General features: G+C 64.3%; 18 protein-coding genes and 1 other RNA gene. 15 read left to right on the top strand and 4 right to left on the bottom strand.

The window, feature by feature from the left end; all coding sequences use genetic code 11:
• Nucleotides 1-17 precede the first annotated feature (17 nt).
• The 3 genes from rnpB to A3840_RS03730 all read left to right on the top strand — a co-directional run bounded on the left by rnpB (nt 18) and on the right by A3840_RS03730 (nt 3,190).
• Nucleotides 18-401: RNase P RNA component class A (gene rnpB / locus A3840_RS03740), an RNA gene on the top strand.
• A 356-nt stretch (nt 402-757) separates the two neighbouring features.
• On the top strand, nt 758-1,858 hold the full coding sequence (locus A3840_RS03735) for a carboxynorspermidine decarboxylase (protein ID WP_067452078.1): 1,101 nt from the start codon (nt 758-760) through the stop codon (nt 1,856-1,858).
• Nucleotides 1,859-1,903: 45 nt separating this feature from the next.
• The gene (locus tag A3840_RS03730) at nt 1,904-3,190 is read left to right on the top strand and encodes a saccharopine dehydrogenase family protein (RefSeq protein ID WP_067452075.1); all 1,287 of its coding nucleotides are present in this window, start codon (nt 1,904-1,906) and stop codon (nt 3,188-3,190) included.
• Between the two features lie 299 nt (nt 3,191-3,489).
• Here A3840_RS03730 and A3840_RS03725 read toward each other — a convergent pair whose 3' ends face one another.
• Genes A3840_RS03725 through A3840_RS03715 form a run of 3 tightly spaced genes read right to left on the bottom strand, consistent with a single transcriptional unit; the run spans nt 3,490 to nt 6,460 of the window.
• Nucleotides 3,490-4,521, bottom strand: a complete 1,032-nt coding sequence (locus tag A3840_RS03725) for a histidine kinase dimerization/phosphoacceptor domain -containing protein (protein ID WP_067452072.1) — start codon at nt 4,519-4,521, stop codon at nt 3,490-3,492.
• Nucleotides 4,522-4,526: 5 nt separating this feature from the next.
• Complete coding sequence (locus A3840_RS03720; protein WP_067452069.1) at nt 4,527-4,970, bottom strand: response regulator; 444 nt, start codon at nt 4,968-4,970, stop codon at nt 4,527-4,529.
• Complete coding sequence (locus A3840_RS03715; RefSeq protein ID WP_067452287.1) at nt 4,967-6,460, bottom strand: sensor histidine kinase; 1,494 nt, start codon at nt 6,458-6,460, stop codon at nt 4,967-4,969. Before A3840_RS03715 ends, A3840_RS03720 begins: the two co-directional genes overlap by 4 nt.
• Nucleotides 6,461-6,659: 199 nt before the next feature.
• On the opposite strand from A3840_RS03715, the gene rsmH reads away from it, so the two are divergent.
• The 12 genes from rsmH to ftsA all read left to right on the top strand — a co-directional run bounded on the left by rsmH (nt 6,660) and on the right by ftsA (nt 21,036).
• Nucleotides 6,660-7,658, top strand: a complete 999-nt coding sequence (gene rsmH / locus A3840_RS03710) for a 16S rRNA (cytosine(1402)-N(4))-methyltransferase RsmH (protein WP_067452284.1) — start codon at nt 6,660-6,662, stop codon at nt 7,656-7,658.
• Nucleotides 7,655-8,038 (top strand): cell division protein FtsL, encoded by a 384-nt coding sequence (gene ftsL, locus A3840_RS03705; RefSeq protein ID WP_067452066.1) that lies wholly within the window; start codon nt 7,655-7,657, stop codon nt 8,036-8,038. Before rsmH ends, ftsL begins: the two co-directional genes overlap by 4 nt.
• Nucleotides 8,038-9,747 (top strand): peptidoglycan D,D-transpeptidase FtsI family protein, encoded by a 1,710-nt coding sequence (locus A3840_RS03700; protein WP_067452063.1) that lies wholly within the window; start codon nt 8,038-8,040, stop codon nt 9,745-9,747. Before ftsL ends, A3840_RS03700 begins: the two co-directional genes overlap by 1 nt.
• 30 nt (nt 9,748-9,777) lie before the next feature.
• Nucleotides 9,778-11,214, top strand: coding sequence for a UDP-N-acetylmuramoyl-L-alanyl-D-glutamate--2,6-diaminopimelate ligase (locus A3840_RS03695; RefSeq protein ID WP_067452281.1), 1,437 nt, complete (start codon nt 9,778-9,780; stop codon nt 11,212-11,214).
• 180 nt (nt 11,215-11,394) lie between these two features.
• A complete protein-coding gene (locus tag A3840_RS03690) occupies nt 11,395-12,792 on the top strand; it encodes a UDP-N-acetylmuramoyl-tripeptide--D-alanyl-D-alanine ligase (protein WP_067452060.1) in 1,398 nt (465 codons plus the stop codon).
• A 25-nt stretch (nt 12,793-12,817) separates the two neighbouring features.
• Nucleotides 12,818-13,903, top strand: a complete 1,086-nt coding sequence (gene mraY, locus A3840_RS03685; protein WP_067452057.1) for a phospho-N-acetylmuramoyl-pentapeptide-transferase — start codon at nt 12,818-12,820, stop codon at nt 13,901-13,903.
• 143 nt (nt 13,904-14,046) lie between these two features.
• A complete protein-coding gene (locus tag A3840_RS03680) occupies nt 14,047-15,213 on the top strand; it encodes an FtsW/RodA/SpoVE family cell cycle protein (RefSeq protein WP_342669884.1) in 1,167 nt (388 codons plus the stop codon).
• Nucleotides 15,210-16,328 carry an undecaprenyldiphospho-muramoylpentapeptide beta-N-acetylglucosaminyltransferase gene (gene murG / locus A3840_RS03675; RefSeq protein ID WP_067452054.1) on the top strand — a complete coding sequence of 373 codons (1,119 nt, stop codon included), beginning with the start codon at nt 15,210-15,212 and terminating at the stop codon, nt 16,326-16,328. The genes A3840_RS03680 and murG overlap by 4 nt, the downstream gene beginning before the upstream one ends.
• Complete coding sequence (gene murC / locus A3840_RS03670) at nt 16,325-17,743, top strand: UDP-N-acetylmuramate--L-alanine ligase (protein ID WP_067452049.1); 1,419 nt, start codon at nt 16,325-16,327, stop codon at nt 17,741-17,743. The genes murG and murC overlap by 4 nt, the downstream gene beginning before the upstream one ends.
• Nucleotides 17,744-17,939: 196 nt before the next feature.
• On the top strand, nt 17,940-18,860 hold the full coding sequence (locus A3840_RS03665) for a D-alanine--D-alanine ligase (RefSeq protein WP_067452043.1): 921 nt from the start codon (nt 17,940-17,942) through the stop codon (nt 18,858-18,860).
• Complete coding sequence (locus tag A3840_RS03660; RefSeq protein WP_131798238.1) at nt 18,848-19,726, top strand: cell division protein FtsQ/DivIB; 879 nt, start codon at nt 18,848-18,850, stop codon at nt 19,724-19,726. Before A3840_RS03665 ends, A3840_RS03660 begins: the two co-directional genes overlap by 13 nt.
• The gene (gene ftsA / locus A3840_RS03655) at nt 19,723-21,036 is read left to right on the top strand and encodes a cell division protein FtsA (protein ID WP_082903626.1); all 1,314 of its coding nucleotides are present in this window, start codon (nt 19,723-19,725) and stop codon (nt 21,034-21,036) included. Before A3840_RS03660 ends, ftsA begins: the two co-directional genes overlap by 4 nt.
• Nucleotides 21,037-21,337: 301 nt before the next feature.
• On the opposite strand, the gene A3840_RS03650 is transcribed toward ftsA, so the two are convergent.
• Entirely contained in the window at nt 21,338-21,799 is a 462-nt protein-coding gene (locus A3840_RS03650) for a VOC family protein (protein WP_067452037.1), read from the bottom strand.
• Nucleotides 21,800-21,986: the final 187 nt, after the last annotated feature.

Genomic DNA, 21,986 nt, shown 5'->3' with positions numbered 1-21,986 from the left:
ACCGCACATAAGCGCGGCCAGTTGACCGGGTGGCCGCTGGCATGGAGGTAACTCCATGCCGGAGGAAAGTCCGGGCTCCATCGAAACACGGTGACGGCTAACAGCCGCCGGGGGCGACCCCAGGGAAAGTGCCACAGAAAGCAAACCGCTCCGGCTTGCCGGAGTAAGGATGAAAGGGTGCGGTAAGAGCGCACCGGGCGTCTGGCGACAGAGGCCGCACGGTAAACCCCACCGGGAGCAAGACCAAATAGGGATGACGCGGAGCCTCGGCTCCAGCCTGTTTCGAGGCCATGTCGTCCGGGTTGGTTGCACGAGCGCGCCGGCAACGGCCGCCTCAGATGAATGGTCACCACGTCGCGCAAGCGGCCCTACAGAACCCGGCTTACAGGTCAACTGGCGTTGACTCCCTGCACCAGGCTTTGCAACGCCTCGCCGCGTTGAGTGCTGGAGCATTTCATCGACTGAAATGGCAGACGCTCTCATTAAGGTTTATCGTCATTGCCGGGCTTGTCCCGGCAATCCATCTTGCCGCAGGCATGGACCACCGGGTCCTCGGGTCAAGCCCAAGGATGGCCCGGTGGTGACGATGATGGGACAATCGTTTCAGTTCGATGGTGAAATGACCTGGTGGCAAAGCCCCGCGGCATAGGTGATATTCGGCCTCAACTCTTGCGAAGCCGCGCCGCGCCCGGTACACCGTCGCCCTTCCTTCCGCCGTGCAATCCGGCGGGCACACGCTTGTTGGAGTTGCGGCGCGATGCCCCTGGCTACCCCCTATTACCTTGTCGACGAAACCGCGCTGGACCGCAATCTGGCCAAGGTGGACCGGCTGCGCGCCTTGTCCGGGGCCAAATGCGTCATGGCGCTCAAGGCCTTCGCGACCTGGTCGACCTTCGCCCAGATCGCGCCGCACATGGATGGCTCCACCTCTTCCTCGCTCAACGAAGTGCGCCTGGGCCGGGAAAAGTTCGGCGGCGAGACCCATGCCTATTCGGTGGCCTGGTCGGATGGGGAAATCGACGAGGCGATCTCCTATGCCGACAAGATCATCTTCAATTCGCTGAACCAGCTCGACCGCTTCGGCGACAAGGCAAAGCACCTGCCCATCGGCATTCGCGTCAATCCGGGCGTCAGCCATTCCCATTTCGACATCGCCGATCCGGCGCGTCCCTTCAGCCGGCTGGGCGAATGGGACCTGGCGCGGGTGGAACAGGCCATGGATCGCGTCAGCGGCTTCATGATCCACTGCAATTGCGAAAACGATTCCTTCGAGTCCTTCGCCGCCTTGCTCGATGCCTTCGAGGCCAGGCTGGGCTCCTTCTTCGAGCGCATTGACTGGATCAGCTTCGGCGGCGGCATCCATTTCACCGGCGAGAATTATGCGCTGGACGCCCTGGCCGCGCGCCTCAGGGCCTTTGCCGAAAAGTTCTCGCTGCAGGTCTATCTCGAGCCGGGTGATGCCATCGTCACCAATACGACCACACTGGAAGTCTCGGTGCTTGATATTGTGGAAAACGAGAAGGCCGTGGCCATTGTCGACAGTGCCGTCGAGGCCCATATGCTGGATCTGCTCGTCTATCGCGAGAGCGCGTCACTGGCGCCCGATTCCGGGCCTCACCACTATGTGATCGCCGGCAAATCCTGCCTGGCCGGCGATGTGTTCGGGGAGTTCGATTTCCCCGCCCCGCTGGCCGTGGGGGACCGGATTTCGCTGCTCAATGCGGGGGGATACACCATGGTGAAGAAAAACTGGTTCAACGGCGTGGCAATGCCCGCTATAGCCATCCGCAGGAAAAATGGCGCAATCGATCTTGTGAAATCGTTCGATTATGCCGACTATGTCGCCAGTCTGTCCTGAGGACAGGCTGATATCGTCCACCCGCAAAAAGGTGTTTCGTGCCAATTGAAAAAGAATCTGTTGATCATCGGCGCCGGAGGTGTCGCGCAAGTCGCTGCGTTTAAGGCAGCAATGCACAACGATGTGCTTGGAGACATTCATATTGCCTCCCGCACGCTGTCGAAATGCGAGGCCATAATTGGCGGCATACTCGACAAAAAGGCGCTGAAGCGCCCGGGCATTCTGGCCGCCCATCATCTCGATGCCATGGATATCGAGGCCACCAAGGCCCTGATCCGGCAGACCAAGAGCCAGATCGTCCTCAATGCCGGTTCGGCCTTCCTCAACATGAGCGTGCTGCGCGCCTGCATGGATATGGGCGTTGCCTATATCGACACGGCCATCCACGAAGACCCCACCAAGGTGTGCGAGACGCCGCCCTGGTACGGCAATTACGAGTGGAAGCACCGAGAGGAATGCGAACGCAAGGGCGTGACCGCCGTGCTCGGCGCCGGCTTCGATCCGGGCGTGGTCAATGCCTATGCCGCCCTGGCCGCCAATGCCTATTTCGACCGCGTGGACAGCATCGATATCATCGATGTCAATGCGGGCAGCCATGGCCGCTATTTCGCTACCAATTTCGATCCGGAGATCAATTTCCGGGAATTCACCGGCACGGTTTGGAGCTGGCAGGAGAGCCAGTGGCAGGCCAACAAGATGTTCGAGGTCAAGCGCACCGACGACCTGCCGGTGGTGGGCACCCATACCACCTACCTCACCGGCCATGACGAGGTGCATTCGCTCTCGGCCAATCTCGATGTGCCCGATATCCGCTTCTGGATGGGGTTCGGCGAGCATTACATCAACGTCTTCACCGTGCTGAACAATCTCGGCCTGCTGTCGGAAAAGCCGGTTCTTACCGCCGAGGGGCTCGAAGTCGTGCCGCTCAAGGTGGTCAAGGCCGTGCTGCCCGATCCGATGTCGCTGGCGCCGGATTATTCCGGCAAGACCTTTATCGGCGACCTGGTGAAGGGCGTCCGCGACGGGGTCGAGACCGAATTGCTGGTCTACAATATCAGCGATCATGAAGACGCCTTCGCCGAAACCAACAGCCAGGCCATCTCCTATACGGCCGGCGTGCCCGCCATCGCCGCGGCCATGCTGATCGCCAAAGGCGATTGGGATTGCCACCACATGGCCAATGTCGAGGAATTGCCTCCGGTGCCCTTCATCGAGCTCCTGGGCAAGATCGGCCTGCCGACCCGGGTGCGGGACGCCCAAGGCGACCGGGAATTCGATCCTGCCGAATTCCGCGAAGACCGCCGCCAGACCGCCCAGGTCCGCGGCGCCTGACATCGGCGACATGCACGAACGGCCGGGGATTTCCCGGCCGTTTTGTTTTGAAACGCGGCGCTCATCCGGCATAGGTGCGGCCAGCCCCACCGTCTCTCGACCAGCCAAACCCACCACTCGTCACCCCTGACCAGCCACACCCACCGTTCGTCATCCTCGGGCTTGACCCGAGGGCTCTTACCTGGCGATTGCATCTGACGTGATTGGCAAGACCGGAGCACGGTCCCTCAGCCGCGCAAGGCCAGAACCCTCGGGTCAAGCCCGAGGGTGACGAACGAGTGAGGAACAGTCAGCTCCCCTCACGCGCTGAACGTCACCAGCACCTTGGTGCCCGGGCCTTCGCCATAGGCGACGTCGGCGTCCAGGCTGTGGGCCATGGCGCGCACGATGCGGCTGCCCAGGCCGGTGCCCTGTGGCTTGCCGGTGCCGGTCCAGCCGATGCCGTCGTCCTCGACCACCAGCCGCACCACTTCGCCGTCGCGGCTCATCGACACCCGCACTTCGCCCGGCTCGCGGTCGGAATAGGCATATTTGACCGCATTGGTGACCAGTTCGGTGACGATGACGCCCAGCGAGGCCACCTTTTCGGTGGGCATGGGGAAGCGCTCCACCTGCACCCTTATGCTGGGCGTGCGGTCTTCGGCCTGCATGGTGTTTTCGAGTTCGCCGATCAGCCCGTTGAGATAATCGGCGATCTGCACCCAGCGGGTATCGTCGGAGGTGTAGAGATGGCGGTGGACGCCGGCAATGGCCTGGATGCGGGCCTGGGTCTCGCTCAGGGCGCGCTTGGCCTCGAGGTCTTCGACGGCATTGGCCTGCAGGCCCACAAGCGCCGCGACCATGGCGAGCGAATTGGCCACCCGGTGATTGACCTCGCCCAGCAGCATTTCGGCGCGCTCGCGCGCTTCCTGCATTTCGCGTTCCGCGGCCGCCTTGGCGCGCGACAGGCGCACATGGGCGATGGCCTGGTCGATGGCGGCCAGGAGCAGTTCCATGAACTCCTCGGCGCCGGATTTGGGCACGAAATCGGTGGCGCCGGCCTTGAGCGCGCCCACGGCGATGGCCATGTCGGCCGAGCCGGTCACATAGACGATGGCCGGCTTGTTCTCCATGCCGTCGAGCGCCTGGAGCAGGTCGAGGCCGGTGCCGGTGGGCAGGTAATGGTCGAGCGCCACGACATCGACGTCACCATTGCCGATGATCCTGAGGCCGGTTTCGGCGTCGCTGGCCTGGCTGAACCGATAGCCGCGCCGCTGCATGGCCTTGTCCACCAGGCGGATGAGTCCCGGATCGTCGTCGATATAAAGAACATGCGGCGTACGATTGGGCATGGTGTCTATTCGGCCTCGGGAATCTGCATGACCGAAAAGAACAGGCCCAATTGCTTGATGGCATTGGCGAAGCCGTCATAATCCACCGGCTTGGTGATATAGACATTGGCCCCCAGGTCGTAGCAGCGCTGGATTTCGCGTTGGTCGTCGGTGGTGGTCAGCACCACGACGGGCGAGCGGCGGGTATGCTCGTTGGCCTTCACCTTTTCCAGGATATCGATGCCCGTCATGTCGGGCAGGTTGAGATCGAGCAGCACCAGGAGCTGGCGACCCTTGTTGACCATGCCGCTGCCGTCCGCGCCGAACAGGAAGGCGAGCGCGTCGGTGCCGTTGGTGAAGGGGATGATCTCGTTGGCGACGCCGGCGCGGCGGATATTCTTCTCGATCAGCCGCGCATGGCCTTCGTCGTCCTCGATCATGATGATGGTCACTGGCCGTGCGGTGTTCATGCTCCGGTATTCCCCAGATAGAGGCGCAGGTCGCGCGGAAGGTTGATGATGAAGGTGGTGCCTTCCCCCAGGCGGGAGGTCAAGGTGACATCGCCCCCCAGGCTGCGCACCATGGTGCGGACATGGGCCAGGCCAATGCCCTCGCCCGGATTGTTCTGCGAGCCGGAGCGGCGGAAGAGCTCGAAGACCCGCTCGTGGTCGGTGTCGGCTATGCCCCTGCCATTGTCCTCGACCTCGATCATGACCCGATTGCCCGGCAGGTGGCGGGCGCTGATGCGCACGCGCAGCGGCCGGTCGGGCTGCTGATACTTGACCGCGTTGTCGAGCATATTGCCCAGCACCTGCTCGATGGAGAGCTTGTCGGTGATGATCTTGCCGATGCGGATATCGGTGGCGATCTCGCCGCCATTATCGGCCACCTGGTGGTGGACGGCGGCGGCGCTGATTTCGGCGATTTCGGCGATATCGACCGGCTCGGGCTTGAGCTGGCGGCGGCCCTCGCGCGAAATCTTGAGAATGGCGTTGATCAGCCCGTCCATCTTGCGGGTGGCGGCACGGATGAAGGAGATCGCTTCGGGCAGGTCCTCGGTGGCGGCCTGGCGCGCTTCCCCGGCGACGGGATCGTCGGTTTCCGGCTGCGTCTCCATATAGGATTTCACCGAAGCGACGCTGGTTTCCAGCTCGCTGGTAAAGCCCATGATATTGACCAGCGGCGCGCGCAGGTCGTGGGTGACGATATAGGCGAAGCGCTGGATTTCCTCGTTGGCCCGGCCCAGGTCGGAGGTGCGTTCCCGGACGCGGTCCTCGAGGCTGGCATTGGCCTCCTCCACCGCGCGGCGGGCCCCGGCCAGTTCCTGGGTATAGCTCCACACCGCCCAGATGGCGCCGCCGATGACGCCCAGGATGATGATGCCGCCGATGATCGTCACCCAGCGCAGCGCGGTCATGGTATTGCGCTGATTGGCGACGCCCTCGACCAGCCGGTTGTCGATGGTCTGGATCAGGGCGTCGACGAAGGCGCGCGCCGAATCCATGGCGTCCTTGCCGCGATCGGTGCGCACCTGCTGCATGGCGCCCTGCACGTCGCCGGATTGCGCCAGTTGCACGGTTTCGGCCAGCTCGTCGAGCTTCAGGGCGATGTCGGCCTCGAGCTGGCGCAGCGGCGCCTGGGCTTCCGGATAGGGCGCGAGGACCAGGCGCAATTGCTCGAGCTGTTCGTCGATCCGGTCGATGGCGCTGTTATAGGGGGTGAGGTAATCGTCCTCGAGGGTGATGATATAGCCGCGCTGCCCGCTCTCGGCGTCCTGCATGGAGGTGCGCAGCTCGATGGCGGCGCGGCGGGCGATGCGGCCTTCCAGCACCTCGTCGAAATAGACCTGCGAGCGTTCGACCAGCCAGATATTGGTGCCGACGATACCCATGAGCGTCAGCAGGCCAATCAGCAGCAGCAGGGCGGTGGACCGCACAAATGTCTGGCTTGTGATCGGCATGACGCTCCCCGACGAATAGGACTTCATGGCCCGGATGGCGGGCCAGGGCAATATGCATAGATTAAGTCGCGGGAGGATTTTGCGATTTCCCCAAGCTTGGCCAGGCGGCGAAATGGGAAACAGAATCTTAAGCGTCGCCATGCAAAATCCGGCGAGAGTTTCAGTAACCGGTTCGTGCCGGAGTGGAGTTGTGGCGGATATGGGCAAGCCTTCCCTGCCCGAAACCGAGGCGGGCGGACCGCATGTTCCCGTCCTGCTCGATGCGGTCCTGGCGGCCTTGTCGCCGGAGCCTGGCCGTCGCATCGTCGATGGCACGTTCGGGGCCGGCGGCTATTCGCGCGCCCTGCTGCAGGCGGGCGCCCATGTCATCGGCATCGACCGCGATCCCTCGGTCGCGCCCCATGTGGCGGCGCTCGAGGCCGAATTTCCCGATACCTTCACCTTCGTGCCCGGCACCTTTTCCGAACTCGACAGCCTCGCCGCGGGCCATGGCCCGGTCGATGGCGTGGTGCTCGATATCGGGGTTTCCTCCATGCAGCTCGACGAGGCCGGGCGCGGCTTTTCCTTCATGCGCGAGGGGCCGCTCGACATGCGCATGAGCCAGGCGGGCACCAGCGCGGCCGATCTGGTCAACGAATTGGAGCCCGAGGCGCTGGCCAATCTGCTCTATGCCTTCGGGGAAGAGCGCAAGTCGCGCCGGATCGCGCAATTCATCGTTGCGGCGCGCGCCGAGAAACCGATCACCACGACCTTGGACCTGGCCCGGATCATCGAGAAGGCCATCGGGCGCAAGCCGGGCGACGCCCACCCCGCGACCCGCTCCTTCCAGGCGCTGCGCATCGCCGTCAATGGCGAATTCGAGCAATTGGTCGAAGGCCTGTTCGCGGCCGAGCGCCTCCTGCCGGAAGGGGGGCGGCTGGCCGTGGTCAGCTTCCATTCGCTGGAGGACCGGATCGTCAAACGCTATTTCGATCCCGGCAAGGGCGGCCCGGCCCAGTCGCGACACCTGCCGCAGGCCGAAACGGAACCGTTGCGCTGGCATGAGGTCGCCAAGGCGGTCAAGGCCGGGGCAGGGGAATTGGCGCGCAATCCGCGGGCCCGCTCGGCGGTCCTGCGCAGCGCCACGCGGACGGGGTTGCCGGCCCGTCCGGTGCAGATGGCGGGGCTCGGCGTGCCGACAATCCGGGGTGCAGCATGATCCGCTCGATCAATATCTTCCTCATCGTGCTGTCCATCGTCATGCTGGCCAGCGTCTATGCGCTGAAATTCTCCATCGAGGGCACGGCGGCCGAGCGCACGGCTTTGACCGCGCGCATCGCCGACCAGGAGGGGCAGCTTTCCCTGCTCAAGGCCGATTGGGCGGTGCTGAACCAGCCCGGCCATATTGATCCCATAGTGCGCCGGCATGAGGCGGAGCTGGAGATCGCCCAGGTCAAGCAGGAGCAGTTCGGCTCGTTCGCCGGCCTGCCGATGCGCCCGGCCAAGCCGGACAGCGCGGCCATGAACGCCTTGTTCGAGGCGATCGCCCAGGGCATCGACCCCATCGATGCCATTCTTGAACTGGAAGGTATTGAGTAATGGCTGCGCTCGCCGAAGGCCATGCGCCGACAATCGCGCTGGATGGCGCCCGCAAGCAGCGCGGCAGCCTGACCCAGGCCCGCATCCGCTGGATGATCCTGGGCGTGCTCATCGGCTTCGCGCTGGTGGGCGGTCGGCTGGTGCAATTGGGCATGGTCGAGACCGACCAGACCATCGAGGGCCAGACGCGCGACGCCATCCAGGCCAGTCGGCCGCCCATCCTGGACCGCAACGGGTTGGAAATGGCCGTGGATATCCGCGTGCCCTCGCTCTATGCCGAGCCGCGCCGGATCATCGATGTCGAGGAAGCCGTGCAGAAACTGCGCACGGTGCTGCCCGATCTCAGCGAGGAATGGCTGCGCAACCGTCTCAGCGGCGACCGGGGCTTTGTCTGGGTGCAGCGCGAGCTGACCCCGGCGATCCAGGACCAGGTGATGCGGCTGGGCATTCCCGGCATCGACTTCATCACCGAATCCAAGCGCTTCTACCCGGCCATGAACGAGGCCGCCCATATTCTGGGGTCCACCAATGTGGACAATCAGGGCATTGCCGGCATCGAACGGCATATGGACAGCGAATCCATTGCGCTCCTGCAGGAGCTCGGCCTGGCGCGCGGCAATGCGCTGACGCCGGTGGAGCTATCTGTCGACATGCGGGTGCAGCACGTGCTGCACGACCAACTCATGGACGCCATGACGCGCTATCAGGCCATCGCGGCGGCCGGCGTGATGATGGACATCTATACCGGCGAGATCATCGCCCTGGCCTCGGTGCCCGATTTCAACCCCAACGAGCCCGCCACCGCGCTGGTCAAGGATACGTTCAACCGCATCACTTCGGGCATTTTCGAGCCGGGCTCGATCTTCAAGACCATCACCATTGCCGGGGCGCTGGACAGCGGCGCCGTGCGGGTGACCGATCAGTTCGATGCCCGCTATGGCGTGCGTTTCGGCCGCTATACCATTTCCGACTTCCACGGAAAGAACCGTATCCTCAGCCTGCCGGAAGTCTATAAATACTCGTCCAATATCGGCACGATCCGCATCATGCAGGCCATGGGCAAGGACAATTTCCGCGACTTCCTGAGCCGGCTGAAATTCGACGAGCGCGTCGCGTTCGAGCTGCCGGAAATGCGCGTGCCCACGGTGCCCAAGACGCTGTCCGAAGTCGGCGCCGCGACCGCCTCGTTCGGCCATGGCCTCTCGGTCTCGCCCTTGCACATGGTGACGGCCTATGCGGCGCTGGTGAATGGCGGCAATTACATCGCCCCCACGCTCTACAAGCGCGACGTGGCCGAAGCCGAAACGCTTTACGAGCGGGTCCTCTCGCCGCAGACCAGCGATGTCATGCGCTATCTGATGCGGCTCAATGCCCTGGAAGGCTCCGGCTCGCAGATGAACCGCGCCGCGCAGGGCTATCGCGCCGGCGGCAAGACCGGCACGGCCGAAAAGGTGGTGGATGGCCGCTATTCGTCCAGCAAGGTCACCAATTTCTTCGCCTCCGCCTTTCCGCTCGACAATCCGCGTTATGCCATCGTGGTCATGGTCGATGAGCCCAAGGCGGAAAATCCCCAATCGGGCACGACGGCCGGCTGGAATGCGGGTACCCTGACGGGACGCCTCATCCAGCGGGTGGCGCCGATGCTCGGCGTCGCGCCCGACTTCAACGAAGCGCTCGACCGCCAAATCGTGCCACCCGCACTCCGCTAGATCGATCCAGAAGGATATGAGCTCTTGTCTATCAGCGTAACTCAACTCCTCGAAGGTTCGGGCGCCCGTCCCAAGAAAGGGCTCGGCGCCGTCTTCGGATTGAACTCGGATAGCCGGCGGATCGAGCCCGGCGACGTTTTCTTCGCCCTGCCGGGCGCCAAGGTGCATGGCAATCAATTCGTGGCCGACGCCATCGAGCGCGGCGCGCTGGCCATCGTCACCGATGTGGCCCCGCCGGGCGATCCGGGCGTGCCGGTCATCATCGTCAAGGATGTGCGCGCCGCCTATGCGCGTGCCGCCTCGCGTGTCTTCGAGCCGCAGCCGGAAATCCTGGTCGCGGTCACCGGCACCAATGGCAAGACCTCGGTGGCCTCCTTCGTCCGCCAGATCTGGGACTATGCCGGCATTGCCGGGGCCAGCATCGGCACGCTGGGCATCGAGACGGCCAAGCGGCGGATCGAGGGCGCGCTGACCACGCCGGATTCCCGCACCCTGCATCAGGCCATGCGGGCGCTCAAGGCGCAGGGCATCGACCATGTGGCGCTGGAAGCCTCCAGCCATGGTCTCGACCAGCACCGGCTGGACGGCATCCATTTCGAGGCCGTGGCCTTCACCAATCTCAGCCGCGACCATCTCGACTATCACAAGGACATGGACGAATACCGCAATGCCAAGCTGCGGCTGTTCACCGACCTGCTCGTCGATGGCGGCGCGGCCATCGTCAATGTCGACGATCCCGAGCATGAGCAATTCATGTTCGCCGCGCTTTCGGCCAGCGCCACGCTGCTGACCGTGGGCCGCGAGGGCGCCTATATCGAAATCCTCTCCATCGAGCCGGAGAATTACGGGCAGCGCGTGGAAGTGCGCCATGTCGGGGAGAAGGTGAGCTTCCATCTCAAGGTGCCCGGCGAATTCCAGGTGTCCAATGCCCTGGTCGCGGCGGCCCTGGCCATGTCCTCGGGCGTCGACAAGGCCGATGCCTTTGCGGCGCTGTCCGAGCTGGTGGGCGCGCGCGGGCGGCTGGAACTGGTCGGCGAATATAACGGCGCCGCCATTTTCGTCGATTATTCCCACAAGCCCGAAGCGCTGCGCACCGCGCTCAAGACGCTGCGCCCCTATGCGAAGAACAAGCTGCATGTGGTCTTCGGCTGCGGCGGCGACCGCGACAAGGGCAAGCGCCCTCAAATGGGCGAAATTGCCAGCGAGCTTGCCGATATCGTGATTGTCACCGACGACAATCCGCGCACCGAGGACCCGGCTGCCATCCGCGCCGAAGTGCTGGCTGGGGCCAAGGGGGCCAGGGAAATTGCCGACCGCAAGGAAGCGATCGAACAGGCCGTGCGCGCCCTCGAAAAGGGCGACGTGCTGCTCGTCGCCGGCAAGGGCCACGAGACCTACCAGATCATCGGCACCACCAAGCACCATTTCTCCGACCACGAAGTGGTCGAAGCGGCGATCGGGGGGTAGGATTTTGAATGCTTGGCAGGTGGCCCGTTTCACCTCTCCCCTTGGGGGAGAGGTCGGCGCGCAGCGCCGGGTGAGGGGGCCTTCCCCCTCGCTGCATTCAGTAAAGTCCCCCTCACCCGACCCAAGAGGGTCGACCTCTCCCCCAAGAGGGAGAGGTGGCGCAAGCGGCAGCATCACGACATGACCCCACCCCTCTTCACCATCGACGCCATCCTCAAGGCCACGGGCGGACGCACCGAGGGCATCGAGGCCGAGGCGATCAATTCGATCTCCATCGATTCCCGCGAGCTCGGCCCCGACGCCCTGTTCGTCGCCATCAAGGGCGATCGCTTCGACGGCCATGATTTCGTCGATGCGGCTCTGGCCAATGGCGCCGTGGCGGCCCTGGTCAGCGAGGGGCGCGGCAGCGGTCCGGGGCGGATCGTGGTTCCCGATGCCCTCGGTGGGTTGCGCGACCTCGCCCGCGCCGCCCGTGCGCGCAGCCGCGCCTTCATCGTTGGCGTCACCGGCAGCGTCGGCAAGACCACCACCAAGGAAGCGCTGCGCGTGGTCTTCGAGGCGGCCGGGGAGACCCATGCCTCGATCAAGAGTTTCAACAATCATTGGGGCGTGCCGCTGATGCTGGCGCGCATGCCCGAGACGGCGCAGTTCGGCATTTTCGAGATGGGCATGAACGCCCTCGACGAAATCCGGCCCCTGAGCCAGATGGTGCGGCCGCATGTGGCGGTGATCACCGCCATCGCGCCGGCGCATCTGGAGCGTCTCGGCAGTCTCGAAAACATCGCCAGGGCGAAGGCGGAAATCTTCGACGGGCTCGAACCGGGCGGTACGGCCCTGGTCAATGCCGATCATGCGCAGATTGGTGACCTTATCGCGGCAAGTGCAGCGGCAAAGGTGAACAGTCTGCTGACTTTTGGCTTCGCAAGGGGCACCGATTGGCAGATCGTCAATCCGCAAAGCGCGGCCGATCGCAGCTTCGCCACCGTGCTGCATGGCGACCGGCAATACGCCCTTGCCCTGGGCGTTTCCGGCCGCCACATGCTCTCCAATGCCACGGCGGCTTTGGCCACCGCCCATATCGCCGGCATCGAGCCGGATGTCGCCATCCGGGCCCTGGCCGGCTTCGGCGCCCAGCCGGGCAGGGGGCTGCGCAAGACCCTCGGACCGGCCGCTAAGCCCTTGTTACTTATCGATGAAAGCTACAATGCCAACACCGCCTCTATGGTCGCGGCCTTGGATGTCTTCTCCGCCATCGACGCCCCGGGCGGCCGGAAGATCCTGGTCCTGGGCGACATGCTGGAGCTGGGCGAGCAGGCCGACAATCTCCATGCCGGCCTCGCCGAAGCGGTGCGGATGAGCGGCGCCGAACGGGTGCATCTGGTGGGAAAGCACATGGCCGCCCTGGCCGCGGCGCTGCCCGGAGGTCTGGTCGCCAGCCATGCGGAAACCGTTGGGAATGGAGAAGACGTTATCGTCGCCGATCTTGCTTATGGCGATGCTATTATGGTCAAAGGGTCCAACGGTGTCGGGCTGGCGCGCATTGTGAATGCGATTACCGCGCGCTTCGAAAAGAGCTGAAACACCAAGCAGAACAGCGGAATAAATGCTCTATTTTCTCGGCCAGCTGGGCGAACAATTCGCCGCCTTCAACGTGTTCCGGTACATCACCTTCCGCACGGCGGGCGCGGTGGTTACGGCCTTGTTCTTCGTTTTCCTGTTCGGACCGGGCATGATCGCCCTGCTGCGGGTCAAGCAGGGGCGGGGCCAGCCGATCCGCGAGGACGGTCCGGCCGGACACCTGCTGACCAAGAAGGGCACGCCGACCATGGGCGGGCTCATGATCCTCTCCGGCGCGGTGATTTCCACGCTGCTCTGGTCGAACCTCACCAATGGCTATGTCTGGGTGGTGTTGTTCGTCACCGTCGGCTTCGGCGCCATCGGCTTTTACGACGACTACCTCAAGGTCAAGCGGATGAGCCATACCGGGTTCGGCTCCAAGCAGCGCCTGATCCTGGAAGCCCTGATCGGCGGTATCGCGGCCTTCGCCATTTCCCAATTGGCGTCAGGCGCTTACGGCACCTCGCTGCTGTTCCCCTTCGTCAAGGACCTGGCGGTTAACCTGGGCTATTTCTATATCCTGTTCGGCGGTTTCGTGGTGGTGGCGGCGGGTAATTCCGTCAATCTCACCGATGGGCTGGATGGCCTGGCCATCGTTCCGGTCATGGTGGCGGCCGCCTGTTTCGGGCTCATCGCCTATCTGGTCGGCTCGCAGAATTATGCCGATTACCTGCTGCTCAACGCCGTGCCGGGCACGGCTGAACTGGCCGTGGTCTGCGGCGCGTTGATTGGGGCAGGCCTCGGCTTTCTCTGGTTCAATGCCCCGCCGGCGCAGATCTTCATGGGCGATACCGGCTCGCTGGCCCTGGGCGGCGCGCTGGGCGCCATTGCCGTCGCCACCAAGCACGAAATTGTGCTGGCCATTATCGGCGGGCTGTTCGTCTTGGAAACCGTGTCGGTGATCGTGCAGGTGGCCTCGTTCAAGCTCACCGGCAAGCGCGTGTTCCGCATGGCGCCCATACATCACCATTTCGAGCATCTGGGCTGGACCGAGAGCCAGGTGGTGATCCGCTTCTGGATCATCTCCTTCGTGCTGGCGCTGATCGGTCTGTCGAGCCTCAAGCTGCGCTAACAGTCTTCGTCACATTCGCGCGAGCCGAACGCGGGCCGGAATTTCTTCATCTTTTGACTCGCAAAACGCGAAAGCCTTGGCAAATCGGTAACCAAAGCTGTCTACAATTATAGGCAGTTTGTATCGAGTACCGGGCTGCCCCGATGATGTTCTCCCGCGCCGAAAAGACCCCGCTTGCCGAATGGTGGTGGTCGATTGACAAGGAATTGCTGGGGGCATTGATCATGCTTCTGGCCGTGGGCGTGGTGCTCAGCTTCGGCGCCAGCCCCGCCGTGGCCGAACGCATCGGCCTCGACGAATGGCATTTCGTCATCCGCCACGCCCTGTTCGCGGTCCTAGCCGTGCCGGTAATGATGGTCACCTCGCTGCTCAGCCAGCGCCAGGCCCGGCTCGCGGCCCTGGGCGTGCTGATCGTCATGGTGCTCATGCTCTGGGCGACGCTGCGCTTCGGCACCGAGGTCAAGGGCGCGCGGCGCTGGCTATCCATTGCCGGACAGTCCCTGCAGCCGTCGGAATTCGTCAAGCCGGCCTTCGCGGTCATCGGGGCCTGGCTGTTCTCCGAATATATGATCCACCGCAACGTGCCCGGACGCCTGATCGCGACCCTGATCATGGGCGCCATCGTGGGAGCGTTGCTGCTTCAGCCGGACATCGGCCAGACCGCGCTGGTCCTGGCGACCTGGGCGGTGCTGCTGTTCTTCTCGGGCATTTCCTGGTGGATCATCTTCGGCTTGGCCGGGGCCGGCGGGGCGCTGCTGGTCGGCGCCTATGTGTTCTTTCCACACTTCGCCCGCCGCATCGATACCTTCCTCAATCCCGAAGGCGGCGGCAACACCTACCAGATCGACCGCGCGCTGCAATCGCTGATGGAGGGAGGCTGGTTCGGCCGGGGCCCGGGTGAATCCATGGCCAAGAAGCTGATCCCCGACGCCCATGCCGATTATGTGTTCTCGGCGGCGGCGGGCGAGTTCGGCATCCTGTTCTGCATGGGGCTGGTGGGGTTGATCGGGTTCATCGTCATTCGCGCCATGATTGCGGCGCAGCGGCAGACGAGCCTGTTCGCGCGGCTGGCCGCCTCCACCATTGCGGTGCAGTTCGCCATGCAATCGGGCATCAACCTGGCCGTGAACCTCAACCTCATCCCGCCCAAGGGCATGACCCTGCCCTTCGTCTCCTATGGCGGCACCTCGATGCTGGCCGTCGCCTTCGGCATGGGGCTGATGCTGGCCCTGACCCGCACCAAGCCGGAAGAGCGCATGGCCACCGGGCTTCCCTCTTACCGCAGCGCCGTGGTAGCCCCCGCCGAATGAAAACATTTGTCCTTATGGCAGGTGGCACGGGCGGCCATCTCTTCCCGGCCATGGCGCTGGCCCAGGAACTCATCCGCCGCGGCCATGCCGTCGAACTGATGACCGACCATCGCGTGGAAAGCTACGGCGCCGATTTCCCGGCCCGGCAGATCCATATCGTGCCGGCGGCCACGCCATCGGGCGGCAATCCGCTGAAACTGGCCGCTGCGGCGATGACCATCCTGCGCGGCATGGCCGTGGCGCATGGCAAGCTGCGCAAGCTGCGCCCCGACGCCGTGATCGGCTTTGGCGGCTATCCCACTTTTCCGCCCTTCATCGCGGCCAATGTGCTGGGCATTCCGGGCATTCTGCATGAGCAGAACGCGGTGATGGGCCGGGCCAACAGGGCGCTGGCGCGCTTTGCCGACATGCTGGCGATGAGTTTCCCGCAAACCAAATTCGCCGACAGGCACGGGCTGGACAAGGTCTTGACCGGCAATCCGGTCCGCGACCGGGTGCGCGCCCTGATCGGCAAGCCCTATCCAGCCCTGGACGGGCACGGCCCCATCCGGCTGGTGGTGACCGGGGGCAGCCAGGGCGCGCGGGTGCTTTCGGACATGGTTCCCGAAGCCATCGCGCTCCTGCCGCCCGAATTGCGCAACCGGCTGCAAATCGTGCAGCAGGCGCGGCCGGAAGATGTCGAGCGGGTCACCGACAATTACCGCCGCTCGCGGACCAGCGTGGAGATCGCCAGCTTCATCCCCGATCTGCCCGAACGCATCGCCGATGCCCATCTGGTCATCTGCCGGGCCGGGGCGTCGACCATTACAGAGCTCGCCGTTCTGGGCCGGCCGGCCATTCTCGTGCCCCTGCCGGGATCGCTCGATGCGGACCAGAAGCACAATGCACTGTTCCTCGAGCAGGGTGGCGGCGGCTGGGTGGCCGAGCAGGCCACGCTTTCACCGCAATCGCTTGCCACTCGGCTTCACGACCTGTTGACCGATCCGCCAGCCCTGCAGCGGGCCGCCGAGGCGGCGCGCGCGCTGGGCCGCCCGGACGCGGTCGAAAAACTCGCCGGCCTCGCCGAGGCGCTGGCCGGCAAGCATGTCCAGATGGAAGAAGGACCCACACCATGAAGATGCCGCGCAATATCGGGCCGGTCCATTTCATCGGCATCGGCGGTATCGGCATGAGCGGCATCGCCGAGATCCTGCACAACCAGGGCTATGTGGTTCAGGGCTCTGACGCGGCGCTCAATCCCAATGTGCAGCGCCTCCTGGACATGGGGATCAAGGTCGAGATCGGCCAGAGCGGTGACAATCTGGGCAAGGCCGAGGTCGTGGTGGTGTCCTCGGCCATCCGCAAGGACAACCCCGAGCTCGTTGCCGCCCGCGCCAAGGCGCTGCCCATCGTACGGCGCGCCGAGATGCTGGCCGAGATCATGCGCTTCAAGACCGCCATCGCCATCGGCGGCACCCATGGCAAGACCACGACGACCACGCTGGTGGCTACGCTGCTCGATGCCGGCAATCTCGATCCCACCGTCATCAATGGTGGCATCATCAATGCCTATGGCACCAATGCCCGGCTGGGCGCCGGCGAATGGATGGTGGTTGAGGCCGATGAAAGCGACGGCACCTTCATCAAGCTGCCGGCCGACGTGGCGGTGGTGACCAATATCGATCCCGAACATCTCGACCATTACGGCGATTTCGACGGGGTGCGGAAGGCCTTCCACCAATTCGTCGAGAACGTGCCGTTCTATGGCTTCGCGGTCATGTGCCTCGACCATCCCGAAGTGCAGTCGCTGGTCGGCGATATCCGAGACCGCCGCGTCATCACCTATGGGCAGAACCCGCAGGCCGATGTGCGCCTGATCGACCTCGAGAACCGGGACGGGGTGCAGCATTTCTCGGTGGAAATCCGCGACCGCATCCGGCAGACGCAATTGCGCATCGATGGGCTGGAATTGCCCATGCCCGGCATCCACAACGCGCTCAACGCTACCGCGGCCATCGCCGTGGCCGACCAATTGCATGTGCCGGCCGAGGCCATCCGGCGCGGCCTCAAGGGTTTCACCGGGGTCAAGCGGCGCTTCACCAAGACCGGCGAGGTCGGCGGGGTGACGGTGATCGACGATTACGGCCACCATCCCGTGGAAATCGCGGCCGTGCTCAAGGCGGCGCGGCAATCGGCGCGGCGTGATGTCGTGGCCGTGGTGCAGCCGCACCGCTATAGCCGCGTCAAGGATTTGTTCGACGATTTCGCCGCCTGCTTCAACGACGCCGATACGGTGATCGTGGCGCCCATCTATGCGGCAGGCGAACAGCCGATCCCCGGCGTCACGCATGAGGAACTGGTGCACCGCATCATGGCGCGCGGCCATCGCGATGCGCGGGTGATCGACCGCCCGGAAGCCCTGGCGCCGCTCCTGGCAAGCCGGGTCGAGGACGGCGATTACGTGGTCTGCCTCGGCGCCGGCAACATCACCCAATGGGCGGCGGCGCTGCCGGGTGAGCTGGGCGAGTTGATCGGGGCGGAGGCAAAGTGACGGTGCAAGTTGCGGCATCCCCCTCATCCGGCGCTACGCGCCACCTTCTCCCCGAGGGGGAGAAGAATTGCTCCGGCATCCGTTTTCGTACGATGCCTCTTATTCCTCTCCCCCTCGGGGAGAGGGTGGATCGGCCGCAGGCCGAGACGGGTGAGGGGGTGTTCCTCGTGCTCGAAACTCTCGACAGGACCAATCCATGACCAAACACGTCGCCGTCCTGATGGGCGGGCTCTCCAATGAGCGCCCCGTATCCCTGAGCACCGGCAAGGGTTGCGCCGAGGCGCTGCGCCGGGCGGGCTATCGCGTCACCGAACTCGATGTCGGCTATGACGTGGCCGAGCGATTGCGCGACCTGGCCCCCGATGTGGCCTTCAATGCCCTGCATGGCCGGTTCGGCGAGGATGGCACCATTCAGGGCGTGCTGGAATTCCTGCGCATTCCCTATACCCATTCGGGCGTGCTGGCCTCCGCCCTGGCGATGGACAAGCACCAGGCCAAGATCATGATGAAGGCGGCCGGCATTCCGGTGACCGACCATGTCGTGGCCAATCGCGCCGAAGTGGGCCGCGGCCATGTCATGCCGCCGCCCTATGTGGTCAAGCCGATCGCCGACGGCTCCAGTTTCGGCGTCATCATCGTCAAGGCGGGCCAGTCCCATCCGCCCCAGGAAATCCTGGGCGAAGAATGGAATGGCGGCGAAGACCTGATGGTGGAGCGCTATATTCCCGGGCGCGAGCTGACCTGCGCGGTAATGGGTGACGTGGCCCTGCCGGTGACCGAGATCGTCACTGATCTCAGCTTCTACAATTACGAAGCCAAATATGCCCAGGGCGGATCGCGCCATATCCTGCCGGCCGATGTTAAACCTAAAATTTACGACAAAGTGCAAAAGCTTAGCCTTGCTGCCCATGCAGCGCTCGGCTGCCGCGGCGTGACGCGGACGGACTTCCGCTTCAACGACGCGGCCGGCGAGGATGGCGAACTGGTCTGCCTGGAGATCAATACCCAGCCCGGCATGACGCCCACTTCGCTGGTGCCCGAGCAGGCGGCGCAGGTGGGGCACAGTTTTGAAGATCTGGTCTCCTGGATGGTGGAGGACGCGAGTTGCAACAGGTAAAGAGCGAGTCCTTTCTCGCCGGTGCGCAGATGGTTCATCCGCGCACATTGCCTGTTCCTGTCCGCTCGCCACGCCAGCGCCTCGCCAACAGGGTCAATCGCGCCTTCGTGCTGCATGGCCGCATCATCCGGCGGACCATGACGGCCATGGCCGTCTGCGCCGTGGCCTTGGGCCTCTACCAGGTCCGCGAGCCCATCGGCATGCTGGCCGCCACGCTGGGGGAGGTCGCCCAGGGTAATTTCGCCCAGGCGGGCCTCGCCATCGGCGAAATCTCGATTTCGGGCCAGCGCCTGACCTCCGAGCAGGCCATTTTCGATGCGCTCGGCATCGCGCCCCATACCTCGACACTGGGCTTCGACGTGGAAGAGGCGCGCCAGCGCATCGCCGAATTGCCGGCGGTCCACAGCGTGACCGTGCGCAAGACCTATCCGGGTGACGTCGATGTGGTCATCATCGAAAAGATACCGGTGGCCCGCTGGCGGGTGGATGGGGTGACCTTCCTCATCGATGGCCGTGGCGAACAGATCGGGGAAGATCGCGGCACTTATGGCGACCTGCCGCTGGTGATCGGCGATGGCGCGGCCGACGATGCGCTGGTGATGATCCGGGCGCTCGAAAATGTGCCGCGCCTGCAAGAGGGGCTGATCGCGCTGTCGCGCATCGCCGACCGCCGCTGGGACATGCTCTACGATACCGGCCTGCGGGTGCAATTGCCGGAGCAGGGCGTGGCCCAGGCGCTGCGGCGCCTCGTTTCCTATCAGGACGAATATCAGCTTCTCGATCGCGACGTTTCCATCATCGATCTGCGCATCGACAATATCGTCGCCATCCGCCCCAACAAGACCGAAGATTCCGACAAATCATGATCACCGATGCGATGACCTCCCGGCTGCGGCCGGTTCAGCCCGGCAAGACGACGCTGGTTGCGGTGCTCGATATCGGGTCGACCAAGATCTGCTGCGTCATCGCCCGGCTGACGCCGCGCCCCGAGGGTAAGTCCCTCAGGGGCCGCTCGCACCAGGCCGAGGTGATCGGTTTCGGCTATGGCCCCTCCACGGGGGTCAAGAGCGGCGTGGTGGTGGATATCGAGAGGGCCGAGCATGCCATCCGCAATGTGGTGGGCATGGCCGAGCGGGCCGCCGGGCTGACGCTGGAAAGCGTGCTGGTCAACGTCACCGCCGGACGGCTGGGTTCCGAAACCTTCTCCGCCGCCGTCTCCCTGGACGGGCAGGAAGTGGAGAAATCCGACATCGTGCGCGTGCTGAAGGCGGTCAATTCCCGCTCGGTGCGCCCGGAACGCTCCATCATCCATGCGTTACCGATCGGTTACGCCTTGGACGGGCACAAGGGCATCCGCGACCCCAATGGCATGGTGGGCGAGAAGCTCGGCGTCGATGTCGCCGTGGTCAGCGCGGAAACCCTGGCCATGCGCAATCTCGAACTGGTGCTGCATCGCTGCCACCTGCAGATCGAGGCATTGGTGGCGACGCCCTATGCATCGGGCCTTGCCACGCTGGTGGACGACGAAGCGCAATTGGGCGTGGCCTGCATCGACTTCGGCGGCGCGACCACCACCGTTTCCGTCTTCAATGACGGACACATGGTCTATGCCGATGCCATCGCCATCGGCGGGCACCATCTGACGCTCGATATCGCGCGGCAGCTCTCGGTCAGCGTGGCCGATGCCGAGCGGCTGAAGACCCTGCATGGCTCGGTTCTGCCGGGGCAGGCTGACGAGCGTGAAATGATCGCCATCCAGCCAGTCGGTGCCAGCCATGACGAAGCGCCGGGTCAGATTCCGCGCGCCGTGCTGACCCGGATCATGCGCCCGCGCATCGAGGAAATCCTCACCGCCATCCGCGACCGCATGCAGGCCACCGGCATGATGGATGTGTGCGGCCGGCGGTTCGTGCTGACCGGCGGCGCCAGCGAAATGACCGGATTGCCGGAAGTGGCGCGCCGGACGCTGGCGCGCAATGTGCGCAATGGCCGGCCCATGGGCATTGCCGGCCTGCCCGATATCGCCAAGGGCGCGGCCTTCGCCACCATGGCGGGCATGCTCGTCTATCCGCAGGTCTGCGCCCAGGAATATACCGAGCCGCGCGGCAGGGCGAGGCTGACCGGCACCGACGGCTACCTGGCCCGGGTCGGCAGCTGGCTGCGCAGCAGCTTTTAGGCGTTTCGACCCACCGCTCGTCACCCTCGGGCTTGACCCGAGGGTTCTTTGGTTTTGGGTGCGTGGCAAACGCCCCCGGGTCGAGCCCGAAGGTGACGCGCAGTGAGTGAGGTAAACGCGGAACTCCCACCTCCCCCTTGATGGGGGAGGTAGCGCAGCTTGGCCGAAGGCCTAGCGAAGCTAGGAGGGGGTGCTCCCACGCACAGGCGTTAGAAATCAGGCCCCATGCCGCCCATCCCCCCACCCCAACCCTCCCCGCAAGGGGGAGGGTGCCACATCGCATTTGCCGAACGATCCAGCTTCACACCCCCGCATAGGCCCGTTCGATCGCGGCCACGTCGATCTTCTTCATCTGCAGCATGGCCTGCATCGCGCGGTTGGCGCCGTCGCGGTCGGGACCGGCAATGGCGGCGGTGAGCTGTTTGGGGGTTACCTGCCAGGACAGGCCGAACCTGTCCTTGCACCAGGAGCACATGCTTTCCTCGCCGCCATCGCTGGTAAGGCGGTTCCAGAAATAGTCGGTTTCTTCCTGGCCATCGGTCTCGATGACGAAGCTCACCGCCTCGTTGAAGCGATATTGCGGGCCGCCATTGAGGAGCAGGAATTTCTGCCCCTGCAATTCGAGCACCGCAGTGAAGGTCGGGGCGTCCGGCGCCTGGCGCACCCGCTCGTGCACTTTCGCGTCCTTGAAGGTGGTGGTGTAAAATTCGATGGCGTCGTCGATGCGGTTGTCGAACCACAGGCAAGGCATGATGCTGGTCATGGAAACTTCTCCGTTCACATTTGATATAACCAAAAGGCTATATTACCGTATAGGTATATACAGAAAAATAACCTGTCAAGCCCGGCAATCCGGGCTTTCGGCGTGGTTAATGGGCGGTGAATGGGGCGGCGCGCAGTGTCGCAATTTGCGCGGAAGTTAACGGGAAGGGCGCACTTGTTAGGGTGGA

This window comes from Devosia elaeis, assembly GCF_001650025.1.
Lineage (GTDB): Bacteria > Pseudomonadota > Alphaproteobacteria > Rhizobiales > Devosiaceae > Devosia > Devosia elaeis.
Note: the sequence above shows the minus strand (reverse complement) of the source record. Positions and strands in the feature narration are given on the sequence as shown.